At 40.5% G+C, this 20,936-nt stretch carries 20 protein-coding genes; 5 read left to right on the top strand and 15 right to left on the bottom strand.

What is annotated here, in order from left to right; genetic code table 11:
* Window positions 1-21 precede the first annotated feature (21 nt).
* The 8 genes from EJ103_RS07715 to thrS all read right to left on the bottom strand — a co-directional run bounded on the left by EJ103_RS07715 (window position 22) and on the right by thrS (window position 8,461).
* Entirely contained in the window at window positions 22-1,578 is a 1,557-nt protein-coding gene (locus EJ103_RS07715) for a SulP family inorganic anion transporter (RefSeq protein WP_126006918.1), read from the bottom strand.
* A gap of 129 nt (window positions 1,579-1,707) precedes the next feature.
* Window positions 1,708-2,166, bottom strand: a complete 459-nt coding sequence (locus tag EJ103_RS07710; RefSeq protein WP_002960703.1) for an Lrp/AsnC family transcriptional regulator — start codon at window positions 2,164-2,166, stop codon at window positions 1,708-1,710.
* 90 nt (window positions 2,167-2,256) lie between these two features.
* Window positions 2,257-2,898, bottom strand: a complete 642-nt coding sequence (locus EJ103_RS07705) for an MBL fold metallo-hydrolase (RefSeq protein WP_126006916.1) — start codon at window positions 2,896-2,898, stop codon at window positions 2,257-2,259.
* Window position 2,899: 1 nt separating this feature from the next.
* The gene (locus tag EJ103_RS07700) at window positions 2,900-4,717 is read right to left on the bottom strand and encodes a M14 family metallopeptidase (protein WP_126006914.1); all 1,818 of its coding nucleotides are present in this window, start codon (window positions 4,715-4,717) and stop codon (window positions 2,900-2,902) included.
* A gap of 423 nt (window positions 4,718-5,140) precedes the next feature.
* Window positions 5,141-5,503 carry a 50S ribosomal protein L20 gene (gene rplT / locus EJ103_RS07695; protein ID WP_004587841.1) on the bottom strand — a complete coding sequence of 121 codons (363 nt, stop codon included), beginning with the start codon at window positions 5,501-5,503 and terminating at the stop codon, window positions 5,141-5,143.
* 15 nt (window positions 5,504-5,518) lie between these two features.
* Complete coding sequence (gene rpmI / locus EJ103_RS07690) at window positions 5,519-5,719, bottom strand: 50S ribosomal protein L35 (RefSeq protein ID WP_004587840.1); 201 nt, start codon at window positions 5,717-5,719, stop codon at window positions 5,519-5,521.
* Between the two features lie 211 nt (window positions 5,720-5,930).
* Window positions 5,931-6,491, bottom strand: a complete 561-nt coding sequence (infC, locus tag EJ103_RS07685; protein ID WP_024034072.1) for a translation initiation factor IF-3 — start codon at window positions 6,489-6,491, stop codon at window positions 5,931-5,933.
* A gap of 59 nt (window positions 6,492-6,550) precedes the next feature.
* Window positions 6,551-8,461, bottom strand: coding sequence for a threonine--tRNA ligase (gene thrS, locus EJ103_RS07680; RefSeq protein WP_004587838.1), 1,911 nt, complete (start codon window positions 8,459-8,461; stop codon window positions 6,551-6,553).
* 383 nt (window positions 8,462-8,844) lie between these two features.
* Between thrS and EJ103_RS07675 the strand changes: the two genes are divergently transcribed.
* Window positions 8,845-9,291, top strand: a complete 447-nt coding sequence (locus EJ103_RS07675) for a DUF3010 family protein (RefSeq protein WP_004587837.1) — start codon at window positions 8,845-8,847, stop codon at window positions 9,289-9,291.
* Window positions 9,292-9,596: 305 nt separating this feature from the next.
* Window positions 9,597-11,330 (top strand): AMP-binding protein, encoded by a 1,734-nt coding sequence (locus EJ103_RS07670; RefSeq protein ID WP_126006912.1) that lies wholly within the window; start codon window positions 9,597-9,599, stop codon window positions 11,328-11,330.
* Between the two features lie 62 nt (window positions 11,331-11,392).
* Here EJ103_RS07670 and EJ103_RS07665 read toward each other — a convergent pair whose 3' ends face one another.
* The 5 genes from EJ103_RS07665 to EJ103_RS07645 form a co-directional block, all read right to left on the bottom strand.
* Window positions 11,393-11,857 (bottom strand): DUF1456 family protein, encoded by a 465-nt coding sequence (locus tag EJ103_RS07665; RefSeq protein WP_055253445.1) that lies wholly within the window; start codon window positions 11,855-11,857, stop codon window positions 11,393-11,395.
* 113 nt (window positions 11,858-11,970) lie between these two features.
* Window positions 11,971-13,215 (bottom strand): lipoprotein-releasing ABC transporter permease subunit, encoded by a 1,245-nt coding sequence (locus EJ103_RS07660; RefSeq protein WP_024034069.1) that lies wholly within the window; start codon window positions 13,213-13,215, stop codon window positions 11,971-11,973.
* On the bottom strand, window positions 13,205-13,903 hold the full coding sequence (lolD, locus tag EJ103_RS07655; protein WP_055253440.1) for a lipoprotein-releasing ABC transporter ATP-binding protein LolD: 699 nt from the start codon (window positions 13,901-13,903) through the stop codon (window positions 13,205-13,207). Before lolD ends, EJ103_RS07660 begins: the two co-directional genes overlap by 11 nt.
* Window positions 13,896-15,113, bottom strand: coding sequence for a lipoprotein-releasing ABC transporter permease subunit (locus EJ103_RS07650; protein ID WP_126006910.1), 1,218 nt, complete (start codon window positions 15,111-15,113; stop codon window positions 13,896-13,898). The genes lolD and EJ103_RS07650 overlap by 8 nt, the downstream gene beginning before the upstream one ends.
* A 125-nt stretch (window positions 15,114-15,238) precedes the next feature.
* Window positions 15,239-16,108, bottom strand: a complete 870-nt coding sequence (locus EJ103_RS07645) for a LysR family transcriptional regulator (protein ID WP_206435497.1) — start codon at window positions 16,106-16,108, stop codon at window positions 15,239-15,241.
* Between the two features lie 131 nt (window positions 16,109-16,239).
* On the opposite strand from EJ103_RS07645, the gene EJ103_RS07640 reads away from it, so the two are divergent.
* Entirely contained in the window at window positions 16,240-17,361 is a 1,122-nt protein-coding gene (locus EJ103_RS07640; RefSeq protein ID WP_004587830.1) for an S-(hydroxymethyl)glutathione dehydrogenase/class III alcohol dehydrogenase, read from the top strand.
* Window positions 17,362-17,429: 68 nt separating this feature from the next.
* Window positions 17,430-18,272, top strand: coding sequence for an S-formylglutathione hydrolase (gene fghA / locus EJ103_RS07635; RefSeq protein ID WP_126006906.1), 843 nt, complete (start codon window positions 17,430-17,432; stop codon window positions 18,270-18,272).
* On the opposite strand, the gene EJ103_RS07630 is transcribed toward fghA, so the two are convergent.
* Window positions 18,226-18,600 carry a hypothetical protein gene (locus EJ103_RS07630; RefSeq protein WP_126006904.1) on the bottom strand — a complete coding sequence of 125 codons (375 nt, stop codon included), beginning with the start codon at window positions 18,598-18,600 and terminating at the stop codon, window positions 18,226-18,228. The two genes, fghA and EJ103_RS07630, sit on opposite strands and share 47 nt — an antisense overlap.
* Before the next feature lie 158 nt (window positions 18,601-18,758).
* Window positions 18,759-20,252 carry a BCCT family transporter gene (locus EJ103_RS07625; RefSeq protein WP_126006902.1) on the bottom strand — a complete coding sequence of 498 codons (1,494 nt, stop codon included), beginning with the start codon at window positions 20,250-20,252 and terminating at the stop codon, window positions 18,759-18,761.
* Between the two features lie 228 nt (window positions 20,253-20,480).
* Here EJ103_RS07625 and EJ103_RS07620 point away from each other — a divergent pair, with 228 nt between their 5' ends.
* The gene (locus tag EJ103_RS07620; RefSeq protein ID WP_004587826.1) at window positions 20,481-20,897 is read left to right on the top strand and encodes an MgtC/SapB family protein; all 417 of its coding nucleotides are present in this window, start codon (window positions 20,481-20,483) and stop codon (window positions 20,895-20,897) included.
* Window positions 20,898-20,936 lie beyond the last annotated feature (39 nt).

Raw genomic sequence — 20,936 nt, 5'->3', positions numbered from 1 at the left:
TGGGCAAAGCCACCTTATAAACTAAGCAAGTTTATCAGAGGCTACTTTATAAGTTGGGTCTTCAATTACGTTTACCTCAACTAAGTCACGCGCTTTGTGTAACAGCTGCTTACAGTCTTTACTTAAATGACGTAAGTGAAGCTGTTTACCTGCTTTAGTGTACTTATCAGCTAAGCTGTCGATGGCTTCTATGGCACTGTGATCCGCAACACGGCTGTGTTCAAATTCAATAATTACATCTTTAGGGTCGTTTTTAACATCGAATAACTCAGAAAAGTTTTTAACTGAGCCAAAAAATAGCGGACCGTGAAGCTCGTAAACTTTAGCACCTTGCTCATCAATGTAATTAGTTGTGTAGATATGTTTTGCATGATTCCAAGCAAATACCAAGGCAGAAACAATAACACCAACACACACGGCAATCGCTAAATCGGTTACTACGGTTACGCCAGATACCAATACAATTACAAAGGCATCAGACAGTGGTACGCGCTTCATCATTTTAAAGCTTGCCCATTCAAACGTACCAAGTACAACCATAAACATAACACCTACAAGCGCAGCCAGTGGGATCATTTCAATTAAACTTGAAGCAAATATAATAAATGCAAGCAGCAATAGTGCAGCACTTATACCCGACAAGCGCGAGCGCCCGCCCGAATTAATGTTGATCATTGATTGCCCAATCATGGCACAGCCACCCATTGCGCCAAAAAATCCACAGGTTACATTAGCAGCACCTTGGCCAATGCACTCTTTATTTGAGTGGCCACGGGTTTCGGTAATTTCATCAATCAAGCTAAGCGTTAATAACGACTCAATTAAACCAATAGCCGCTAAGATTAATGCATACGGAAAAATTATATAAAAAGTTTCCAGGGTAAATGGAACCATAGGAATGTGAAATTCAGGTAAACCGCCAGCAATGGTAGCCGCTTCATTACCTGTCATCCCTTTTAGGAAATCAAGTACAGTGCGCGAGTCTAAATCAAGGCCTATTACTAACGCGGTTACCGTTACAATAGCCACTAAAGAAGAAGGCACTGCAGTGGTGAGCTTAGGTAAAAAGTGAATGATAGCCATAGTTAATGCAACTAAACCTAACATAATGTAAAGCGGGTTGCCTGTCATCCATTGCTGGCCACCTGCGCCATCTGGCACTTTAAACTGCCCAAGTTGCGCTAAAAATATTACTATCGCTAATCCATTTACAAAGCCGAGCATAACAGGATGAGGGACCATGCGAATAAACTTACCGAGCTTAAATATTCCCGCGAGTATTTGCAGTATCCCCATCAGCAACACCGTGGCAAATAAATACTCAACACCGTGATCAAGTACCAAACTTACCATTACAACCGCTAATGCACCGGTTGCGCCCGAAATCATACCAGGGCGACCACCAAAAATAGCCGTAATTAAACCAACGATAAACGCGGCGTAGAGACCAACTAAAGGTTCGACATTTGCTACAAAAGCAAACGCAACAGCTTCTGGAACTAAAGCAAGTGCTACAGTTAAGCCAGATAAAATATCGTTTTTAGCAGAGCTAGGCGCTTTGCTGAGTAAGTTAAACATTGAGTTCCTCAGGGGGTTATTAGGTTAGGATCGAAAAAGCGCTAAATGTTACCAAATTAGCGCTCATTTAACAATTCGCACACACCGTTATTAGCTTTCTTAGTATAGCTTAACTTTGTGTCGTTTATTTTATAGAGGAAGAGATGTACTGCGTTTTACACATGTCATGGTTACGTTAGAGTGTACCTCTTGAACGTATTCTAAGCTGAGTAAATTGTCACGTACAAAGTGCTCATAGCCTTCTATACCTTGTGAAATTATACGCAGCATAAAGTCCATGGTGCCGGCCATTGTGTAACATTCTGTCACTTCGTCATAGCTCATAATTAGCTTTTCAAATTCAGCTAAGTTTTTCTTGCCATGATTTGATAAGCGCACATGTGCGTATACAAGCATGTCAAAACCAAGCTTTTTCTCATCTAAAAGCGCAACTTTACTTTTGATATAGCCATCTTGTTCAAGCTTTGCAATGCGTCGCCAACAAGGTGATTGAGATAAGCCTACTTTGTCTGCAATTTCAGCAGTTGAAAGACTTGCGTCCTGTTGTAAAAGTGCCAAAATTTGGCGATCTACGTGATTTAGAGACATTTTATTTCTTATTTATCTAATAAACTGGTTAAATTATACAGCCAATTTAAAATTCCGTCTGCAATAATTTTGCATTTTCATGGATTTTAATTAACCAAATTGGCCACTTACAAATGGATTAGTGCGTTTTTCGTGGCCTACAGTGGTATCTTCACCATGACCAGCTAAAATACGCGTGTGGTCATCAAGTGTTAAAATATGGCTTTTAATAGACTCAATGAGCTGCTCTGTATTGCCTTTAGGGAAATCTGTACGCCCTACAGCTCCTTTAAAAATAACATCACCAACAATAACGCATTGCTGTTCAGGCTCATAAAACACAATATGACCCGGTGTGTGCCCGGGGCAATGCTTAACACTAAAGCTAAGTTTGCCAAGCGTTAATACATCATTATGATTAAGCCAAATGTCAGGGTAAAAAGCATCAATAGCTGAAAAACCAAACATTTGTGCTTGCATAGGCAGGTTATCAAACCAAAATGACTCATCTTTTTGCGGGCCAATAATTTGCACATTGTAGTGTGAGCGTAATTCATCGGCCGCACCTACGTGGTCTAAATGCCCGTGTGTAAGCCAAATAGCGCTCAGTACTAATTTGTGCTCACTAAGCGTGGCTATAATTTTTTGTGTGTCACCACCTGGGTCTATCACCACAGCTTGCTTTGTTTCTGTACAGCTAATAATTCTGCAATTTTGAGAAAAAGCAGTCACGGGTATCGTAATAACGTGCATATTAAATTTCTTTATCTTTTTGATCGGGAATAACGGCTACTTGCTCATACGACATTAAAATTGGATATTTCAAATACGCTTCGTCATAAAATGGCGTGTGTGAATATAACCAGTGCAAACGTGCATTGGCATCTTGCGCAAATGCTTTATCTTGAAGTTTTTTATCAAACTCGAGAGCAAGTTTTGGGTTGTCTTTAAGCATTTTCCTTGCGTAAGGGATTAACGCGTAGTTTTCCATGTACTCTGTTCGTTGAAAAATTGTATTAAACTCACCCCACGCAAAAAATGAATCAGGAGCTTCTGGGTGTAATAAATGAACCGCTAACTCCCCTGCTTTTTGCTGCGTATTTACTTGATACCATCCGTCTAAATCTACATTTATTGCTGGTACATAATCAAAACTTGCAGAGACTCTAAAGCGCCCTTCAAATGGGGCTTTATCAAACGAGTAATCAAGTACTTTGGCAAGCTTTAAAGGTTGCGTATTCGCGCCTTTAAGTTTGTTAACTGACACCCCATGTAACTTAAGCTTTTCTATTATATCGCTATATACAGGCGGAACAAAAAACGCTTGGGGCACATCAACAACTCGTTCAACCTCTTTTTGCCAATAAATCGGTAAGTCAGTGTAGGTATAGGCTTTACCTAAATATTTAACCTCAGTTTGCCCCGAAAGCGCACTTACACTTGATGTGTATTCTACCCCTTTAAACTCACTAATAGTGTCTGCTTGTTTAGCATAAGCTCGTTTAACAATTAGTTTCTCAGGTACAAATTCTTGCTCTTTTTTAACGGCGTTCGCAAGCTCATGACTGTACTGAGAAAGCCCGTTTATTGCCCCATCTAAAAATACATAGGTGCCTAATACGCGTTGTTGATAAGGTTTTAAAGAATGGTTTTCGACTAAAATTGTTGGTAATGATTTTAAATCGCCCCACCCGTTTGAAAAACGCGGTGTAGCCACCCAACCTGCAAGGCCTTTTTTAAAGTCGCGTTTATCCATAACAAACACCAATGGCCCAGGTATATGCCCTTGCTTTTGTAATGTTTCGTCAATAATCGGCTTTATATACTGATCTAATGCATCAGATATAGCAGGCGATTCGCTTGCAAATACAGGGTTATAACCATAGGTCACATCGTACTGATAATCGGCGCCATCGGTAACATGCACATCAATGTATAAGTTTGGGTTGTAATCATTAATAACCTTTAAAACACTTCTCACCTCTGGTGTATCTAATTTAGTGAAATCGCGATTAAGGTTTAGATTATTTGCATTGGTTCTAAAGCCCATTTTTTCAGGGCCGCGCTGATTTATGCGATTAAATGCGCTGCTGCGTTCATGCCCATCTACGTTTAAAATAGGAATAAAAAGTATGTTTACCTTTTTTAAAATATCACGGCGCTTACCGGTTGCAATATCGCGCAGCAACATAAACATGGCGTCCTTACCATCTATCTCACCTGCATGAATACCGGCTTGGATAAAAACGGTTGGCTTAGTGCTGTTGGCCATTTGCCCAGCTTCAAAAAAACCTTGCTCACTGGCAACCACCATTTTAATAGCGCGATTACTATTACTGTAGCCTATTATTTGAGAATGAAACTGCGTGGGATTTGCCGCTACAAGCCTATCTACAAACGCCATTGTGTCGGCATAGTTTGGCGAGGCTTTGCCCTGTGATAACTCAAAATCAGTGGTTAACGGGCCTTGCTGTTGTAATAACGAAACGCTATCACCTTGCCAAGGAATAAGAGGCGGTAAATGACTGTTATCTGCCACAATTGCAGATAAAAATAACAGGCTTGCAAACATAGTTTTCTCTAACAAACGCTTTAATAAAATAAATTATACCAAGTAAACATAGCGATATTATAAAAGTGCGGTGATTCAACAAAAAAGAAAGCCCGTTTATACCCATGCACTTAATAAAGTGATTATTAAAGTAGTTAATTTTAAGGCTGGGGAAAAGTGTCGATAGCTTGCTAAAAAATTCGTTGTTTATACCAATCCGCTTAATTAAGCGATCTATTTTGAGAATGAATAAACGTGTTAAGAGCTAGGGAAAACTTCGCTAATTAGTTGTTCTAAACGAGAGCTTTTTAACGCATATAGCGACATATTTAGCCCCACAAAATAATAAAGTATTATTGCGGGAGGATATTGCTCGGTGAATCTTAAATTACAGGCACAAAAAGAGGAGCCTAGGGCTCCTCTTTATTACTTATTTAAAAAAGCTTAAGCTGCCGCTAGGCCTTCTTTTGCTTTTTCAACAAGCGCTGCAAATGCAACTTGGTCGTAAACAGCGATATCTGCAAGGATCTTACGATCGATTTCTACAGAAGTCTTTTTAAGACCATTGATAAAACGGCTGTAAGACAGACCATTTTGACGTGAAGCTGCATTGATACGTGCAATCCATAATTGACGGAAAGTACGTTTCTTAGCACGACGGTCACGGTAAGCGTATTGACCCGCTTTAGTAACTGCCTGGAAAGCTACGCGGTAAACACGTGAACGTGCTCCGTAGTAACCTTTAGCTTGCTTTAAAACTTTTTTGTGACGTGCACGTGCGACAACACCGCGTTTAACTCTTGCCATTTCTAAAAACCCCTATTAAGCGAATGGTAACATACGTGAAACTAGACCATGGTCATTTTTATGAACCATCATCTTAGGACGTAGGTGTAACTTACGCTTAGAAGTTTTCTTAGTCAGAATGTGACGAAGATGCGCTTGTTTACGCTTGAAACCGCCAGAAGCAGTTTTCTTGAAACGCTTAGCAGCGCCTCTGTGACTTTTTAGCTTATAAGCCATTGCAATAACTCCAAATGTATTGCTTAAAAATTAGTAAGCAGGCGTGAGATATATTTCTATAGCTCCACTTTTAGGCCTAACTTACTGCCATATTCCGGTGAAAACCCAGCAAAAATGCCGCAATTTTACTTTAAAACCGGTTAGCACAGGTGAATATTTGCATATTACTTGGGTACCTGAGCTAAATTCGGTGCGTATTATCGCTTAAAAATTATTTTTTAGCAACAGGCGCCATCATCATAACCATTTGGCGGCCTTCAACACGATTTGGGAAAGACTCGACTACTGCAAGTTCTTCTAAATCAGCCTTAACACGGTTTAATAATTCGATACCAATTTCTTGGTGAGCCATTTCGCGGCCACGGAAGCGGATAGTAATCTTAGCTTTATCGCCAGCTTCTAAGAACTTACGTAAGTTGCGCAGCTTAACCTGATAGTCACCTTCATCCGTGCCAGGACGGAATTTGATTTCTTTAATCTGGATTTGCTTTTGCTTCTTCTTCTGCTCTTTTAGTTCTTTGCTTTTTTCAAAGATGAACTTACCGTAGTCCATAACCTTACAAACAGGCGGCTCAGCGTTTGGGCTAATCTCTACAAGATCAACACCCGCTGCATCAGCCATAGCTTGTGCGTCTTTTAATGACTGAATTCCAGCTTGTTCGCCTTCGATGTCGATTAAACGAACTTCTTGAGCTGTAATTTCTTCGTTAATACGATTTTTTTGAGCTGTTTGTTGCCCTTTCTTGCCGCCTCTAATGGTACGTTCCTCCAAGAATATCAATAATATAAGCGTGTAGTTGGCTGTTTGTGATTGCCCTACACGCTCGATTTTTACTGTCGATTTTTAATTTCTTCGCTAATTTTAGCTACAAAATCATCAACATTAAATTTGCCTAGGTCTTCACCTGTGCGGGTACGTACTGCTACTTCCTGTTGTTCAACTTCTTTATCGCCGACAACGAGTAAGTAAGGAATACGCTTAAGTGTATGTTCTCGGATTTTAAAGCCAATCTTCTCATTTCTCAAGTCAGCAGCGGCTCTAATTCCAAGTTTATTTAATTTTTGTACAATTTCGTGCACGTAATCTGCTTGTTTATCGGTAATGTTCATAATTACCACTTGCTTTGGAGCAAGCCACGTTGGGAATAAACCAGCGTATTCTTCAGTTAAAATACCGATAAAGCGCTCAATTGAGCCTAAAATAGCACGGTGTATCATAACTGGAGTGCGTCGTTCGTTGTTTTCTGCTACATAAGTAGCGCCTAAACGACCCGGTAATGCAAAGTCGAGTTGCACTGTACCACATTGCCACGCTCTGTCTAAACAATCGTACAAAGTAAATTCAATTTTAGGTCCGTAAAAGGCACCTTCACCTGGCAGGTAATCAAATTCAATGTCGTTTGCTTTAAGTGCATCGGCTAATGCAACCTCTGCTTTGTCCCAAATTTCATCATCGCCGATGCGCTTTTCAGGACGCGTAGAAAGCTTAACTACAATTTTGTCAAAACCGAATGTCTCATATGTATCATAAACCATCTTAATACACGCTGAAACTTCGTCCATTACTTGCTCTTCTGTACAGAACACGTGAGCATCATCTTGTGTAAAGCCACGTACACGCATTAAGCCGTGTAAAGCGCCTGATGGTTCGTTACGGTGACAACAACCAAACTCAGCCATACGCAGTGGTAAATCACGGTACGATTTTAAACCCTGGTTAAAAATTTGCACGTGACCTGGGCAGTTCATTGGTTTTATAGCATATTCGCGTTTTTCAGACTCTGTGGTAAACATGGCGTCTGAGTATTTTTCCCAGTGACCTGATTTTTCCCACAAAGAACGGTCCATCATCATTGGACCTTTAACTTCTTCGTAGCTGTACTCACGCAGTTTTTCACGAACAAATTCTTCAAGCTCGCGGTAAATGCTCCAACCATCATTGTGCCAAAATACCATACCTGGCGCTTCTTCTTGCCAGTGCCATAAATCAAGCGCTTTACCAATACGGCGGTGATCGCGTTTTTCAGCCTCTTCTAAGCGTTTAAGGTACGCTTTGAGCTGCTTTTTATCGCCCCACGCTGTGCCGTAAATACGCTGTAGCATTTTGTTTTCAGAGTCGCCACGCCAGTAAGCGCCAGCTACTTTCATTATTTTGAAGTTTTGGCAGAATTTCATGTTTGGTACGTGCGGACCACGACACATGTCTACGTATTCTTCGTGGTGGTATAATCCTGGACGATCATCTTTTGCGATGTTTTCGTCCAAAATTTCCATTTTGTATGTTTCGCCACGCGCTTCAAACGTATCGCGTGCTTCTTGCCAGCTTACATTTTTTTTCACTACGTCGTAGTTTGTTTTTGCAAGTTGCAACATACGCTTTTCAATGGCGTCTAAGTCTTCTTGAGACAAAGAGTGTTCCATATCAATATCGTAGTAAAAACCGTTATCAATAGTTGGACCAATAGCCATTTTAGCGTCTGGGAAAAGCTGCTTAACTGCGTGACCGATTAAGTGAGCACACGAGTGACGAATAATTTCTAGGCCGTCGTCATCTTTTGCGGTGATGATCTCAAGGCGCGAATCTTCGTTGATCATATCGCACGCATCAACACGCTCGCCATTAACGCGACCAGCAATGGTTGCTTTAGCAAGACCAGGACCAATATCGTTAGCTACATCAAGAGTACTTACAGGGTTTTCAAAACTACGCTGACTGCCGTCAGGAAGAGTAATAACTGGCATTATAAATCCTTACATACAGTGGTGACACCTACAATGTATCACGTGTATTTTTAAATAAATTAAATGAGAATGACTCGACAACGCTTTTACGAATAAGCATTGACTATTTTTCGCCATACATGACTAATGTAGATGCTGAGTCTGCTCAACTACAAAAAAGATATTGTCGCGTGATAGAGTATCAATTACAAGATTAAAGCGCGCTCATTACTTGAAATTTTACCTAAAATTGTCATTTTTTTGTTTTTCGCTCGCTAATTTAAATTAAGCATGTGACAACTTGAGTTTATTGATTATTAAAATGCACCTGCGCCGCCTTGCTCTCGCAATTTATTAGATGTTGGGTATAATACCAAGCAATTAAGTTATATTAGAGAACAGCAATGAGAACATGTGGTGTAGAAATTACCGGTAGTGATGTACTACTTTGTATTTTAAGTAAAGATAACGACGTATTTGATATTCGCGATGTGCGCCAAACACGCTTTACCTTAGGTAACGGTAACGACACTGAAATAATGCGTAAATTTCAATTTGATTTTGCAAAACTAATGCAAGATTACCAAATTGATTCTGTTGCCATTCGTGAGCGCCAACCTAAAGGTAAATTTGCAGGCAGTGCAAAGGGCTTTAAAATGGAAACAGCGATTCAATTAATTGAAGAGTTAGACGTTCGCGTGTTCTCAACGACCGAAATTAAAGAACAGCTTAAACGCAACCCTATACCTATTGCGTTTGAAGACACAGGCCTTAAAAAGTACCAAGAAAACGCTTTTGTTAATGCCTATGTATACATTATGAAAAAAACCTACCGCAGTGACGAGCTATAAGTCTCAAAGCGATTAAAACAAACTATAAAAACGCCATTTAGTGGCGTTTTTTTTATGCCTTTATAAAAGTTAGTTTTTATTGCCCCTCTGTAAAACGTTCCATTTAACTTTTCTTTATGCTTAGTACATTAGTCTAACCACCCTTTCTTTGTCGACAATTTGTGTTTATTTTAACTACAGCCTATAACAATTCGCTTAACTATTTTTTATTTTGCTATACAGCTATTCGTGGCTAAGCAAATGAATACTGACTTATCAGCACGGATTGATATAAGTAACTGACACACATTAATACGGAGAAGCACATGCACACACCATCGCGCTCGGTAAAAGAAGTAGAACAAATAAACACATTACCGCTCACAAAAAGCTATTTTAAAGGTGCGCAAAGCACGCCGCTAACGGATAAAACAATTGGCGAGTACTTTGATTTTATTGTCGACAAACACCCTAGTTCGCTCGCTGTCGTTGTTAGCCATCAAAATGTACGCTTAACGTATAAAGCGTTTCAAAATGAAGTTAATCAACTCGCTATGGGGCTACTAGCAATAGGCGTTAAACCAGGAGATAGAGTAGGAATATGGTCACCCAATAACATTGAGTGGTGTTTAACCCAATTTGCGAGCGCCAAAATAGGTGCCATTATGGTCTGCATTAACCCTGCCTACAGACCAAACGAGTTAGCCTATGCTTTGAACTCGGTAGAATGCAGCACGCTAATTACTGCGTCACATTTTAAAGGCAGTAATTATATAGATATGCTTAACAGCTTAGCGCCTGAACTTGCCCAATGTGAACCCGGTGAGCTAAATGCACATGCCCTACCTAGCCTTAAAAATGTAATACGCATTGGCAATGAAAAAAGCCCTGGTATGTTTACGTTTGCTGATGTGATGAATTTTGCCACCCCGGCTCACAAGCTTGAATTAAATGCGATTTCAGCAAATTTAAACGCGGATCAAGACATAAATATACAGTTTACCTCTGGCACCACGGGCAACCCTAAAGGCGCTACACTCACCCATAAGAACATACTTAATAATGCGCTATTTGTTGCAGAGGCTATGCATTTTACAGCGCAAGATAAACTGTGCATACCTGTGCCTCTGTATCATTGTTTTGCGATGGTGCTTGGCAGCCTGCTATGTGTAAGTAAAGGCGCCGCAGCTATATACCCAAGCGATGCGTTTGATGCAAAAACCACGCTTGATGTTGTCCAGCAAGAGGGCTGCACCGCGCTGCATGGTGTGCCGACTATGTTTATTAGCCAACTAGAGCTGCCTAATTTTACCAATTATAACCTCAGCACTTTACGCACTGGTGTAATGGCGGGCTCAACGTGCCCTGAGCAAGTCATGCGTAAAGTCCAAACACAAATGAACATGCATCAAGTATTAATTGCGTATGGGCAAACTGAGTGCAGCCCAATCAACAATATAACCGAAACCGACTCATCAATAGAGCGCCAAGTAACAACCGTTGGCCGTGCCCTTGCTCACACTGAAGTTAAAATTATTGACGAACTGGGTAACATTCAAAAAATAGGTGTACCTGGTGAGGTCTGCAGTAAGGGCGCCGGTATAATGCGCTGCTATTGGAATGACGAAGAAAAAACAAAAGCCACTATAGATGACGAAGGCTGGTTACACTCTGGTGATTTAGGGGTAATGGACTGCGAAGGGTTTGTGAGTATTGTTGGCCGCATTAAAGACATGATCATTCGAGGTGGCGAAAACATTTACCCACGCGAAATTGAAGAGGTTCTTTACACTTACCCAGGTATTCAAGATGCCGCTATATTTGGTATTAGTGATGAGAAGTACGGCGAAGAAGTGTGTGCGTGGATCCAGCCAAAAGAAGATGCAGTACTTGATGAGCAAGCAATACGTGCATTTTTAAAAGACAAGCTCGCCTATTTTAAAATGCCCCGTTATATTCGCTTTGTAGAGAGTTACCCAATGACAGTAACAGGCAAACTGCAAAAGTTTAAAATGCGAGAGCAAATGCAGCAATCTCTTACTGATAAGGCCTTTTCTTAACCGCAAACATTAACTACAAAAAAGCTCAGCAATTGCTGAGCTTTTAGCATTAAATAATTTATTTACTCTGCAGGGCGATACTGCTGCTGAACACCTGTTAAAAACAAACGCAAAACCTGATCGTTACACACACGGTAATGTTTATTTTCTACTTTTCGAGAAAACGCACTGAGCTCATGTTTACTTAATTCAAAGTCAACTTTTGCAAGTGTTGCTATTACATCTTCTGCTTTCATGTTTAAAGCAATACGTAGCTTCATAAAAATAATATTATTATTTAACTTAGCCTCTGGCACCGGCTGTGGGCCTTCGCGCTTGCCACGCTTTGTATTTATAAAGCCATTTAAAAACGTAGCAAACTCAGTGTCTGACATTTTAACAAACCCTTGCTCACCCTCTTTTGTTAACCATGCAACGACTTGCTCAGTGGTAACTGTAGCCTCTGCGGCGGCGAAAATACCGACCATGGCAGTATCGGTTAAATTAAAGGTATAGCGAACACGGCGTAAAATATCGTTATTTGTCAAAGTAATTTCCTGAGTAGAGAGCGAGGCTAAATTAGAGCGCCCACGTTAAATGAGCGCGCAGTTTAGCAGCTTAAGGCACGCTGCCCTATTGATATTTACACTATAAAGAGTTGTTAATTACCCAGTACCTTGGCAGGGTCGACTCGAGTTGCTTGCCACGCCGGGTAAATAGTAGCAAGTACAGCTAAAACAAAGGTAACAATAACTGTTATTCCAATATCACTGAGTACTAATTTACTGGGTAAAAACTCAATAAAATAAACACCTTCAAGCGGATTAGCTGCAAATAACTGGCTAACCCATGTAAACAGCTCACTAATGTTAAGCGCTAATATAACCCCAACTAGTGTGCCAAGTAACACGCCAACAAAGGCTTGCGTTAAACCTTGCATGACAAAGGTCGCTAAAATAGTACTGTCTTTAGCGCCCATGGTTTTTAAAATAGCTATGTTGCCTTGTTTTTCGCGCACTTCCATTACAAGCGACGATACAATGTTAAAGCTAGCTACCGCTATAATTAAAAACACCACAATGTACACAATTGTGCGCACCATTTGAATATCTTGATACAGGCTACCTTGCGTTCTAAACCAGCTAGAAACATATACATAATCACTAATAGTTTGCCCTACTCGCAGTGCAATTTGATGCGCAGCAAACACATCATCTACGCTCAATCGTAAACCTGTCACTTGGCTGGCGTCGTAGCCTAAAACTGACTGTGCTTTATTTAAGTGAATAAATGCAGCGCTACTGTCAATTGGCCCACCCATTTCTATAATGCCCGCAAGTGTTAACGTTACGCGCTTAGGGGCTAATAGAGACTTGCCTTGCTCGCTAATTTTAGGAATGAGTAAAGTAATGTTATCGCCTATATTAGCGCCTAATTGCTTTACAATTTGCTTGCCTAAAATAACGTCATCCGTGCGCAGCTGACTAACCAGTGTGCCTTTGGTAAATTGATTTATGGCCGATACATTCCCTTCATAGCTAGGTTCAACGCCGCGTATTTCTACCGCTTTTAGCTGGCTTTTAAATTGCGCCATACCATTTACTGCTATAAATGGCGCAGCACCTGTAACATGAGGCTCTGCTTTAAGTTTTTCTACTTTGTTAGGCCAATCAGCAATCGGTCGGCTAGGCGCTACGTATTCAACTTGCGGTACCACACTTAATAAACGATGCACTAATTGCTGCTCAAAGCCATTAATAACCGAAAGCGCAACAATTAACACCGCCACCCCTAATAAAATACCAACGGTAGAGGCTTTGGCAATAAAGCTTACAAATGCGTTTTTTTCGTCTTTATGACCAGAATACGCTCTAAAGCGTTCACTTAAAAATAAACTAAGCAACATGGTGCGGCTCTTTAATGGCAAGTTTCCCATCATCTAAATACGCAATTTTACCTAGCTTGTCTGCAAGCTCTAAGTCGTGAGTAACCACCACAAAACTAGTATTTAAGCTTTTATTTAGCTCATTAATTAAATCGTAAATTTTAATCGCGTTTTGCTTATCAAGGTTACCGGTAGGTTCGTCGGCTAATACTAATGCGGGTTTAGTCACTAAAGCACGAGCAATAGCAACACGCTGGCGCTCTCCACCAGACAGCGCCGAAGGTTTATGCTCACTGCGATGCGCTAGGCCTACTTTATCTAGCATTTGCAGGGCTTGCTCTTTCGCCTCTTTTGCGTTGAGCCCTTTAATTAACAGCGGCATAGCCACGTTTTCAACCGCACTAAATTCCATTAATAAATGGTGGAACTGATAAATAAAGCCCAAGTTTTTATTTCTAAACGCCGCTTGCTCTGTTCGCGATAATTTAGCAACGTCTTGATTTTTTATTTTAGCGCTACCCGATGTAGCCGTATCAAGGGTTCCTAAAATATGCAATAAGGTACTTTTCCCTGAGCCTGAGCTGCCCACTATAGCCAGCATATCACCTTGGTTAAGTGATAAGTCCACCCCTTTTAATACTTCTACTTGGTTTTGGCCATCTTGATAAACTTTACTTAAGTTTTGACAGCTAATAACTAAATCATTCATAACGCAATACCTCTGCTGGTTTTACTTTTGCGGCTTTGCGCGCAGGATATAAAGTGGCTAAAAAGCTCATTGCAATACTGCTAAGCGCAATAATAACGAGGCTTAACACATCAAATTTTACCGGAAGCTCTACACCTGCTAGTAGGTTTAGCCCTACAGCAGCGAGTAGTTCATTAATATATAAGCTAAACAATACACCTAAAAGTGCCCCTATCGCGGTGCCAATAACCCCGTTATACAAGCCTTGCACCATAAACACTTTTTGTACTTGTGAAGGCGTTAAACCTAAGGTTTGTAATATTGCCACTTCGCCTTGTTTTTCACTCACCATCATAGTCAGTGCCGAAACAATATTAAATACAGCCACTAATACAATCAGCCCTAACAGCATAGACATAATACGTTTTTCCATGGCAACCGCGGCAAATAAAGTACCTTGGCTACTGCGCCAGTCACTTACTTGGTAATCGCGTAAAATGTGCTGGCTGTCCGTTGTAAATTGCGCTAATTCAAAGGGCTCATGTAACGACACACTTAAGTTAGGCGCGGTATTTTTGTTAAGCTTTAATACCCGCTGTAAAGATGCGCCGCTGGTAAATGCAAGGCTCATATCTATCTCTGAGCCCGTTTCGTATATTGCGGCTATTTTAAATAAACGCTGACTAGGTACGCGCCCAAGTGGCGTGTAAGTTGAGGCATTAGGCATAATTACGCGCAGTTTTTCTCCCATACCAACGCCAAGTTTTCGGCTTAAGTAACGGCTAATAGCTATGTTGTAGCTATTATTTAAAACGTTCTGCCAATTGCCCTGTACAACTTTATCGGTAATTTTATATAGCGATCCATTATCGCCATACAAGCCTTGTAGTAATACGCCGTGTAAGTCTTTATTGGTTTGCAAGATGGCTTCGCCGTGGCGGTAAAGGCTTACGTGATCTACATAATCTGAGCGCTCTAAATCGGCTTTTAACGCTGTCATTTGTGCGCTGGTGTGTTTATTGGCTTGTACTTCTACGTGAGGAATGAGCCCTAACATATTTGTTTTTAAACTGTTTTCAAAGCCATTCATTACACTGCTTACAGTGAACAAGGCCATTAGCCCTATGGCTATTCCGGCAATAGAAAAAAACGAGATAAACGATATAAACGCATTTCCTTTGGAGGAGCGGCTATATCTGAGCCCTATAAATAAGCTAACCGGTTGAAACATATTATTTAAAACATTTATGCTAAAAGTGTGCGGCTATAGTAGCACGAACTAAGATGAATTGAATATGACCATAAATGTAAGAAATAATTTATAAATCTTATACTTGGCTATATTTTAAACGCGCTTTATTCAAGCCCGGCCACTAAATAATCAAGTAATACTCTTACGTTAGTGGCAACAAACTGGCGCGGCGGGTAAATTCCCCACACGCCTTCTTGATCTGGCTGATAAGAAGTTAATACTGGCACAAGCTCGCCCGTTCTTAGCTCATTTTCAATGTAATAATTAGGCAGCTGCACTATTCCTAAGCCTTTTTTTGCACCATCAACTAATGCCCAACCACTATTACAGCGCAACCTTCCTGCAATTTTAATGTGTTTATCGCGGCCGTTTTCGTTTACTCGCCAGTAACTGCTATTACCAATTAAACATTGATGTTGGTTTAGCTCGCCTAGGGTATGGGGCTCACCTACTCGGGATAAATAATCTGGGGAGGCACACATTATAAAGCGCCTAGCACTTAAACGCCGTGCTCTGTGGCTTGAATCTTTTAAATGCCCTAACCGAATGGCTAAATCAAACCCGCCTTCGAGTAAATTTTCTTGCTCGTTAGAAAGCGTAGCAATTACTTCGACCTCAGGATGAGCGTGCATAAAATTGTGCACAATGGGCATAATAAAAGTTTCACCATACATAACCGGTGCTGTTAATTTAATTTTACCTTTAGGCGTTGTTTGCTGCGTTGCTAAGCTTTGCGTGGCATCGTCCATAGCGTGTTGTAATTGCTTAGTTTGATGTAAAAAGACTTCACCTTCTTTGGTTAATACCACTTTGCGGGTGGTACGGGTAAGTAACTGGGTATTTAAACGCTGCTCCAGCGCCGTAACATGGCGACTTATATGAGCAACCGACAACCCCAGTACATTAGCCGCTGCTGTAAAACTACCCTCTTCCCCCACTGCTATAAATTCGTCTATGCCATCCCAACGCGCCATTATTACCATACTGTAAAAGTGTTTTAATAAATCAGAGATTATCATTATTTGAGAAACAAATACAATAGAGCCATCACCCAAACAAATTGGGTCTACAATTGTTATTTAAAACCACTACAAAGGATAAACACATGTCTGAATTTATAAAATCAAAAGCAGCTATTGCGTGGGGTCCAAACCAACCATTAAGCGTGGAAGAAGTTGATGTGATGATGCCTAAAAAAGGCGAAGTAATGGTAAAAATTACTGCTACTGGTGTTTGTCACACTGATGCATTTACTTTATCAGGTGAAGATCCTGAGGGTATTTTCCCAGCAATTTTAGGCCACGAAGGTGCAGGCGTTGTGTATGCAGTGGGCGAAGGCGTAACCAGTGTTGAAGTAGGCGATCACGTTATTCCACTTTACACCGCTGAATGTGGCGTATGTAAAATGTGTACTTCAGGCAAAACTAACCTGTGTTCAGCAGTGCGCGAAACACAAGGTAAAGGCCTAATGCCAGATGGCACTACACGCTTTTTTAAAGACGGCCAACCAATTTATCACTACATGGGTACGTCTACTTTTTCTGAGTACACAGTACTTCCAGAAATTTCACTCGCAAAAGTAAACAAAGAAGCGTCGCTTGAAGAAATTTGTTTATTAGGCTGTGGCGTAACCACAGGTATGGGCGCGGTAACAAACACTGCAAACGTAAAACCTGGCGATACCGTGGCTATTTTTGGCTTAGGTGGCATTGGTTTATCGGCTATTATTGGTGCAAAAATGGCAGGCGCGGGTCGCATTATTGGTGTTGATATTAATACCAGCAAATTTGACCTTGCAACAAAACTTGGCGCAACAGATTTAGTAAACCCTAAAGACTTCGACAAGCCTATCCAAGAAGTGATTGTTGATATGACCGATGGCGGTGTTGATTACTCGTTTGAGTGTATTGGTAACGTTGATGTAATGCGCTCAGCACTTGAGTGTTGTCATAAAGGTTGGGGTGAGTCGGTAATTATTGGTGTAGCCGGTGCTGGCCAAGAAATTTCAACCCGTCCTTTCCAACTAGTAACAGGGCGTGTATGGCGTGGTAGCGCATTTGGTGGCGTTAAAGGCCGTTCACAATTACCTGAAATAGTTGAGCGTTACATGGCAGGCGAATTTGCTCTTAACGACTTTATTACGCATACCATGAGCCTTGAAGAAATTAACGATGCGTTTGATTTAATGCACGAAGGTAAAAGTATTCGTACAGTAATTCACTACTAATACGCTATTGGTAACCTATGTATTAAAAAGCCGTAATACTTAATTGTTTGCGGCTTTTAAGGATTTTTATGTTAGAAAATATCTCAAGTACAAAAGTAGCAGGTGGTTGGCACAAACAATATACCCACACTGCAACAAGTACCCATTGCACAATGCGTTTTGCGGTATTTTTACCCCCAGGCGCAAGCGAAACAAATAAAGTGCCAGTGCTTTATTGGCTATCGGGTTTAACCTGTACAGACGAAAACTTTATGCAAAAAGCCGGCGCATTTAAAAAAGCGGCTGAGCTGGGTATTGCAATTGTAGCGCCTGATACAAGCCCTCGTGGTGATAATGTCCCTGATGATGACAGCTACGACTTTGGCCAAGGCGCAGGCTTTTACGTAAACGCAACACAAGCACCGTTCAATACACATTTTAATATGTATGACTATGTAGTTGATGAACTACCTATGCTTATTGAACAACACTTCCCAGTAACCAGTACTAAAGCAATTAGTGGTCACTCTATGGGCGGGCACGGCGCTTTAATGGTGGCACTTAAAAACCCTAAAGCGTTTGTTAGCGCTTCGGCCTTTAGCCCTATTGTTAACCCAATTGACTGCCCATGGGGCGTGAAAGCATTTACGGGTTACTTAGGCACTGACAAAGAGCTCTGGGCTCAATACGATTCGTGCGAGTTGATGAAAAAAGCGCAGCAGACTGATTTTCTCCCTATGCTTGTTACACAGGGCGATGCCGATGGGTTTTTAGAGGAGCAACTTAAGCCACAAAATTTAGCGGCTGTTGCTAAAAATAAAGGCTATCCGCTTAGCATTGAAATGCAAGCTGGCTACGATCATAGTTACTTTTTTATAAGCAGCTTTATTGACCAACACTTATCATTTCATAGTCAGTTTTTAACTGCGTAATCTCATTAGTGTGTAGATCAGACTTATCTACTTCTACACACTCTTTCAATACTTTACTCACTTGCCTACACACTTGTACCGTATTGCCCTCACCTTTTACTAAATTGAACAGCAATGAATCTATTTTTAACCCTATATCGGTAAAACTAAACCCATTTTCGTCTTTCGGTACAGGTTCGAGTGGATTTTTATAAGGCTCAGAGCGAGCTGGGCTATTACTATATTTATTGGCGCGTGCATTTGACTGTGCCTGCCCATCAATTATAACCCCAGCGACTGTGCAGCCACTTAGGTAAATAACACATAAACATAAAGTTAGCGCTCTCATGACTCATCCCGATCAAAAATATTACCTAAATTATAAACATCTTTAAAAATAGTATTGTAAAAATATGTATACCGGTTCTATATACTTAATTTTGAACGGCCTAAGCGTACAATTTAATACAGTGCGTCATCCTTTTATTAATAAAATGGGTTTAAGCCCTAATACTTAAATTCACTTATACACTCTTTTATAAAGCCCACCAGCTGCAAAATAAAAATAACTAAAAACGGTAAAGCGCCAATAATAGCAATGGTTCTGTTTAGTGGCTCATTATTTTGTACCAGTAATATAAAGGCACAAAGCCCAAGCGCGAGTGACCAACCATAAATACTCCATGCTTTTGCCTTTTTGCTATTTGTTAAATCACGTATTACTAATATGGCCGAGTCGGCTGAGGTAACCACAAAAATAAGTAACAGTAACAAGCTTGACCAAATAAGTACGGCGCCTTGCCAGCCTAACTGCTGAAAAAATATAAATAGCCCTTGAGTATAGTCGGCTTTAATGGCATCTAAAATACCGGCATGGTAGGTTTTATCCCATGCGATAGCCGAGCCCGAAAACACGCTAAACCACACAATAGTCACAAGCGTAGGTAGAAAAACTACGCCCAATATATATTGCCACACTGGCCGGCCTTGGCTAATTTTAGCTAAAAACGCGCCAACAAAAGGTCCCCACGCTAACCACCAAAAATAATAATTGTAGGTCCAGCCATTTGCCCACTCGGGGTTATTAAGTTGGCTTTGTAATTGCCATGCCCCTGTAAAAATAAGCCGTAAGTAATCCCTTGTGCCATCAATGGCAATAGCCATTATAGGCTGTATGGGCATTAACAAAAGCAGCCACAATAAAAGTAAAAAAGCTAGCCAAACATTAAACTTACTCAGCGTTTGAATACCTTTTTTAAGCCCAAGCTTGGCCGATATTGTATACAGCAATACAATTAAGCTGATTATGATAAAACCAGATACAAGCGCGGACTCTATCCCTAAGTTTATTTCAATTCCTTTGCGTAGCAATAACGTAGAGTTTGCAATTGTCCCAACCACACCAAAAAAAATGGCGAGCACGGCCACTAATTTAACAATAAAGGTAAGCCTGTTTTGGTATTTTATATTTATTGCGCCTTTTAATGCACTGATTACCGGTGCGCTAATATCACCACTGCAATGACTGTTTTTTGTTAAGCCACCTAACACAAGCCCAAATACAGCATAAAGAGCCCACGCATGCGCCCCCCAGTTAACCAACGTCAGCGCTAAAGCACTACTTACTTTGTCAGGGTAAAGTGTATGTTTTAAAGGAGAGTTGACTACATTCAACGCAGGCTCTGCAACTCCCCAAAAAATTAAACCCGACCCCATCCCTGCGGCAAAAAGCATAGAAAGCCAACCAAATAAGCCAAATTCAATATGGGCATTGTCACCGCCTACTTTTCGCCTACCAAGCGGGCTTATGGCAATAACGATAACTGCAACTAATAAAAAATTTACTAATAAAAAAAATGGCGCCCCTAAAAAACTTAAAGCGTTATTTATAAGCGGTTGCAAATGATTGGTGAGTAATTGAGGCGCCAAAAATGCAATAGCACAAAGAGTAAGGCAAAGTAATAACGCTGTTTTTTCAAGCTTGGTTGTATGTAAAGGCAAGTGAAATACTGTTTATTTATGTTTAATAATAAAATAATACGCACTTTGCATAATTAATTAAACGAATAGGCAGCGTTTATCTGTAAAAGCGTAAATTAACTATGTAAATGTTACCAATTAATTAATGAATGCATCTCACATTTAAATTTAAAACATTGATTTTAAATAATAAAATAAGCTGGCCTGTAGGTTGCTATTAGTTTACACCCTTAACCAATAGAGACCATTATGGAAATTGATTTACAGTGGAACGAAATCATCGATAATTTAGTACACCTTGGCATTGCCTACATACTCGCACTGCCTATGGCTTACGACAGGGAGCGAAGCCACCATGGTGCAGGGTTAAGGACTTTTCCGCTTGTGGCAGTTGCCTCATGTGGCTATGCGGTAATTGCTATGTCAGTGCTAGAAGGTGCAGAAGCGCAATCTAAAATGCTACAAGGAATTATTACCGGCATAGGCTTTATTGGCGGTGGTGCAATTTTAAAAAATAATAAATCTACATCAGGTACCGCAACAGCAGCAAGCATATGGAATATGGGTTTAATTGGTATAGCGGTTGCCTACAGCCGTTACGAAATTGCTATTTTATTAGCTATCATTAATTTTATAACACTGAGGTACATTAAAAAGTTTAAGTAATGCTAAGGTGTACCATTATGTAATTACTAAAAAGAAGAT

This window comes from Pseudoalteromonas sp. Xi13 (genome assembly GCF_003952205.1).
In the GTDB taxonomy this organism is placed as follows: domain Bacteria; phylum Pseudomonadota; class Gammaproteobacteria; order Enterobacterales; family Alteromonadaceae; genus Pseudoalteromonas; species Pseudoalteromonas atlantica.
Note: the sequence above shows the minus strand (reverse complement) of the source record. Positions and strands in the feature narration are given on the sequence as shown.